This is a genomic window from Rothia sp. HMSC065D02, from assembly GCF_001815285.1.
Taxonomy (GTDB): domain Bacteria; phylum Actinomycetota; class Actinomycetes; order Actinomycetales; family Micrococcaceae; genus Rothia; species Rothia dentocariosa.
In genome coordinates this window covers 1-3,813 of the sequence record NZ_KV820081.1, presented here as the reverse complement: position 1 = coordinate 3,813, position 3,813 = coordinate 1, and the positions used below count along the sequence as shown (strand labels likewise).

The 3,813-nt window shown below is 68.4% G+C and carries 4 protein-coding genes and 2 pseudogenes; 2 read left to right on the top strand and 4 right to left on the bottom strand.

Features of this window, described 5'->3' with window-relative positions; genetic code table 11:
• Positions 1 to 86: 86 nt before the first annotated feature.
• A pseudogene (locus tag HMPREF3016_RS10710) lies at positions 87 to 275 on the bottom strand (transposase); the annotation flags it as partial.
• On the opposite strand from HMPREF3016_RS10710, the gene HMPREF3016_RS03510 reads away from it, so the two are divergent.
• Entirely contained in the window at positions 259 to 510 is a 252-nt protein-coding gene (locus tag HMPREF3016_RS03510) for a hypothetical protein (RefSeq protein ID WP_070536159.1), read from the top strand. The pseudogene HMPREF3016_RS10710 and the gene HMPREF3016_RS03510 sit on opposite strands and share 17 nt — an antisense overlap.
• On the opposite strand, the gene HMPREF3016_RS10915 is transcribed toward HMPREF3016_RS03510, so the two are convergent.
• Positions 507 to 716 (bottom strand): hypothetical protein, encoded by a 210-nt coding sequence (locus tag HMPREF3016_RS10915; RefSeq protein WP_135008628.1) that lies wholly within the window; start codon positions 714 to 716, stop codon positions 507 to 509. The genes HMPREF3016_RS03510 and HMPREF3016_RS10915 overlap by 4 nt on opposite strands.
• Positions 717 to 1,033: 317 nt before the next feature.
• Here HMPREF3016_RS10915 and HMPREF3016_RS10705 point away from each other — a divergent pair, with 317 nt between their 5' ends.
• Positions 1,034 to 1,669 (top strand): hypothetical protein, encoded by a 636-nt coding sequence (locus tag HMPREF3016_RS10705; RefSeq protein ID WP_172884784.1) that lies wholly within the window; start codon positions 1,034 to 1,036, stop codon positions 1,667 to 1,669.
• Positions 1,670 to 2,093: 424 nt separating this feature from the next.
• Here the strand turns inward: HMPREF3016_RS10705 and HMPREF3016_RS03500 are convergent, their stop codons facing one another.
• The gene (locus HMPREF3016_RS03500; protein WP_070536157.1) at positions 2,094 to 2,702 is read right to left on the bottom strand and encodes a DUF1269 domain-containing protein; all 609 of its coding nucleotides are present in this window, start codon (positions 2,700 to 2,702) and stop codon (positions 2,094 to 2,096) included.
• A gap of 109 nt (positions 2,703 to 2,811) precedes the next feature.
• A pseudogene (locus HMPREF3016_RS03495) lies at positions 2,812 to 3,813 on the bottom strand (IS256 family transposase); the annotation flags it as partial.

Here is a 3,813-nt window from a genome sequence, read left to right as displayed (position 1 = left end):
TTCACCATCGAAAGAGACTCGTAGCTTTTCCGTGGGTGAGTAGTCAAGTCCCTGGTAGTGGTGTAGGGGCCCTTCGTGGTTAGGGGTCAGTGGGTCAGTGTCGGGGGCGTGTCTGGATGGCCGTCCTGGAGCTTGTTGGTGGTCTGGCACTGTTTGAGGGTGTCCAGGCTGAGGTAGCGGCGGCCCTCAGCCCATTCGTCGGTCTGCTCGGCCAGGACGGCGCCGACCAGGCGGATGATGGCGTCCCTGTTGGGGAAGATGCCCACTGAGTCGGTGCCCGTCTACCTGTCAGGCCCCAAGGGCCGGGGCGGGCGAGAGCTGTGGGTGCGGGCGGGCAACTCCACCCAGCGCCTTGAGATCGATGACGCCATCACCTACGTGTCGCAGCGCTGGCCGCACACGGTGCGCCCCTCCTGGCGCAGCCGGATCGGCGCCTACCTGCTCTACCACCGCCGCCCGGCCGGGGCGCCAGCCGATGGCGACCAGACTCCCGGCGGCCTCATCGGCTAGGACGTGTCCTGCGGGTCATCGGAGCCAGAGCCGTACAGCAGGCCGAAGGCCGGTCCCGTCGAGATCGGTGAAGGGGCGGGCGGCGCACTGTGCTGACCGGCGCGTCCCGTCAGGCGGCGCGCCCTGCCGAGCGCTTGACCGGACCCCGCACGCACCCGGCAGTCCCATCGAGCGCCTTTGCGCTCAAAAAGGTGGCTCCTACGCACTTTTACGGTGCACGGCACCGTCGCGGGTTGCGAAGTTTGGCGTAATTCCGCGGTTCTGCAGCAGGCGGAGATGAGACACGAACGTTAAAAGTGCGTAGGAGCCACCTTTTTCGACGCGGAAACACAGCCGGAAGCGCCCGAACGCACCTGTGCAGACGTCTGTGACGCCTCGGACCCCTCAGACGGGCAACTGCGGGCCCCGCAGACGGGTGCGGAAGCGCACGTGGAGTTGTGGACGCCTGCCGGCGGCCGGCCACGTTATCCACAGGGTGGCGCAAACCTTGTCACCGGCGGCCCCGCCGGTCGATGCTCGTTTCATGCGGTACACCGAACGGCGGGACGCCATGCTGCGAGCGCTGGCAGCCGCACACGGGGCGGCCAAACAGCGATTCCTGGCCACCTCAGAACACTGCCGTCGCACTCTGGGCCGCATGGTGGCCGACGGAATCGTCGTCCGCCACCCGCAGCACGTCATCGCCCTGCCGGGAACGGAACGGCCCACCATTATCGCCCGGCGCCTGGGCGGTCTCATCGCCTGCGCGCACGCAATGGAGCACTACGGCATCGCCCTTCAGGAGAGCCCCGGAAGCCGGCTCCACATTATCGCCCCCTACGACCAGCACCCCGTAGACGGCATCGGGCGCGTCATCATCCACAGGAACGCCGGCGCTCCCATCGACCCGCTGGGCTCGCCGTTCGCCGACCAGGAGACCGCCATCCTCACCTTCATGCGCTGCACATCGGAGCTGGACGCGCTCATCGCCCTGGACTGCGCCCTGCGCGGCGGCCTGGTCACCCGCGCCCAGCTTCTCGCCAGACTGCGCGGACCGAGGAACGGCCCCATGCGCGCGCTGCTCGCCCGCGCCGACCCGAAGGCGCGCTCGCTCCATCCTGGAGACCATCGCCCGATACGAGCTGGAGGAGGCCGGCGCTCCGCCGGAGGTCGCCGTTGAGACGCCCACCGGCGAACTCGACCTCGTCCTGGGACAGCGTCTTGCGATCGAGACCGACGGCCACGCCTTCCACTCCTCCCTGGCCGACTGGACGCAGGACCGCCGCCGCGACCAGTGGCTCCTGCGGCACGGCATGACGCCGCTTCGCCTGACCGCCCAGCAGGTCCTGGCGCACCGGACGGTGGAGATCGTCCGTCCCATTGCCGAGCGCCTCGGCTGCTGGCCCGGGAAGGGCGGCATGAGAGACTCACGCGCGCTTTCTTCTCGTCGAGATCGGTAGATCTCCGCACCGGGATCGGTTCACTTCCGGCTTGAGATCGGTTCGAGGCGCCCGCCCGGCCCGCGCCCCCGGAATCAACCATCTGCACCCCGAGGGCCCGCGGAAACTCGTCCGCGGGCCCTCAGCAGATAGCCGCTCTTACACTCACTTCTTGCGGTGGAGCTTCTCGCGCAGGGAGTCGACGCGATCCTCCCACTTCTGCTTGCGCTCCTGCCCGCGCTCCTGGCGCAGCACCCGGGCGGCCTCCCTGTCAGCGGCGATGGCGGCGGCCTCGGCGGCCTCCAGCTCGCCGAGGACCTGGTCGGCCTCGAGCCGCAGGACCTGGCCGCCCAGCGGGGAGACGACGCCGTCGAGCACCTCGGTGGCGTACTCCTCGACCTCGGCGAGGATGGCGGTGGTGCCCGCGGGCAGCCGTCCGCTGAGCTCGCCGATGGCGGTCTCGGAGAGATCCACGCGGTCGGCGTCGGCGAAACCGCCGATCAGGGAGCCGGCACCCCATCCCAGCAGCATGCCCAGTGGGCCCCCCAGAATGCCAACGGCCATGCCGATCAGGCCCCCGCCGACGGTCGCGCTCCCGATCACGGCATCCTCACCCTCGGCCAGGCGCAGGCTGCCGTCGGCGCCGCGCTCCCCGATGACGGCCGCGGCGATAGTGATCCGCCCCTCGGCGGCCGCTCCGCGCAGGACGCTCAGCGCCTTGTAGGCGTTTGCAGATTCCTCGAAGCCGACGATGACAAAATTGTGTGCAGTCATAAAACCGTCCCATCATGTTCCTATTGCGTGCTGACATCATTAACGTAGGCGCGGCGGCGACAGAAGTCAAGTCCCTGGTAGTGGTGTAGGGGCCCTTCGTGGTTAGGGGTCAGTGGGTCAGTGTCGGGGGCGTGTCTGGATGGCCGTCCTGGAGCTTGTTGGTGGTCTGGCACTGTTTGAGGGTGTCCAGGCTGAGGTAGCGGCGGCCCTCAGCCCATTCGTCGGTCTGCTCGGCCAGGACGGCGCCGACCAGGCGGATGATGGCGTCCCTGTTGGGGAAGATGCCCACTGAGTCGGTGCGGCGGCGGATCTCCTTGTTGAGGCGTTCTTGGGGGTTGTTGGACCAGATCTGCCGCCATACCTCGACGGGGAAGGCGGTGAAGGCCAGCAGGTCAGCTCGCGCGGCGTCGAGGTGGTCAGCGGCCTCGGGCAGCAGGTCACGGGTGTAGTCCAGGAGGCGGTCGAACTGGGCCTCGACGGCTGCTGCGTCGGGCTGGTCGTAAACCGAGTGGAGCATGGTCTTGAGGGCCGGCCAGGCGCTCTTGGGGGTCACTGTCATCAGGTTGGCGGCGTAGTGGGTGCGGCAGCGCTGCCAGGTCGCTCCGGGCAGGTTCGCGGCGATGGCCTCGACCAGACCCGTGTGGGCGTCAGAGGTGACAAGTCGTACCCCTCCCAGGCCTCGGGCGACCAGGTCGGCGAGGAACTCGTTCCACGCTGCTCCGCTCTCGCAGGTGTGGCTACCCGCAGGCCCAGGACTTCGCGGTGTCCGTCGGCGTTGACCCCAGTGGCTGTCAGGACCACCGCACTGACCACGCGACCGCCTTCGCGGACCTTCATGGTCAGGGCGTCGGCCGCTACGAAGATGAAGGGGCCGGCGTCGCCCAGGGGCCGGTTGCGGAAGGAGGCGACGTGCTCGTCGAGCTCGGCCGCCATGCGTGAGACCTGTGACTTCGAAAGCGAGTTGATGCCCAAAGTACCTATCAGCTTGTCCATGCGTCGGGTGGAGACCCCGGCCAGGTAGGCGTCGGCGACCACCGTGATCAGCGCGGACTCGGCCCGTTTGCGGCGCTCGAGCAGCCAGTATATGTTCAGGAGGCGGCACTTCCTCTTA

What these genes read in the sequence shown, in the direction of transcription:
- HMPREF3016_RS03510 (WP_070536159.1), top strand. Translation starts at nt 259, where the DNA reads ATGCCCACTGAGTCGGTGCCCGTCTACCTGTCAGGCCCCAAGGGCCGG.
- HMPREF3016_RS10705 (WP_172884784.1), top strand. Translation starts at nt 1,034, where the DNA reads ATGCGGTACACCGAACGGCGGGACGCCATGCTGCGAGCGCTGGCAGCC.
- HMPREF3016_RS03500 (WP_070536157.1), bottom strand. Translation starts at nt 2,702, where the DNA reads ATGACTGCACACAATTTTGTCATCGTCGGCTTCGAGGAATCTGCAAAC.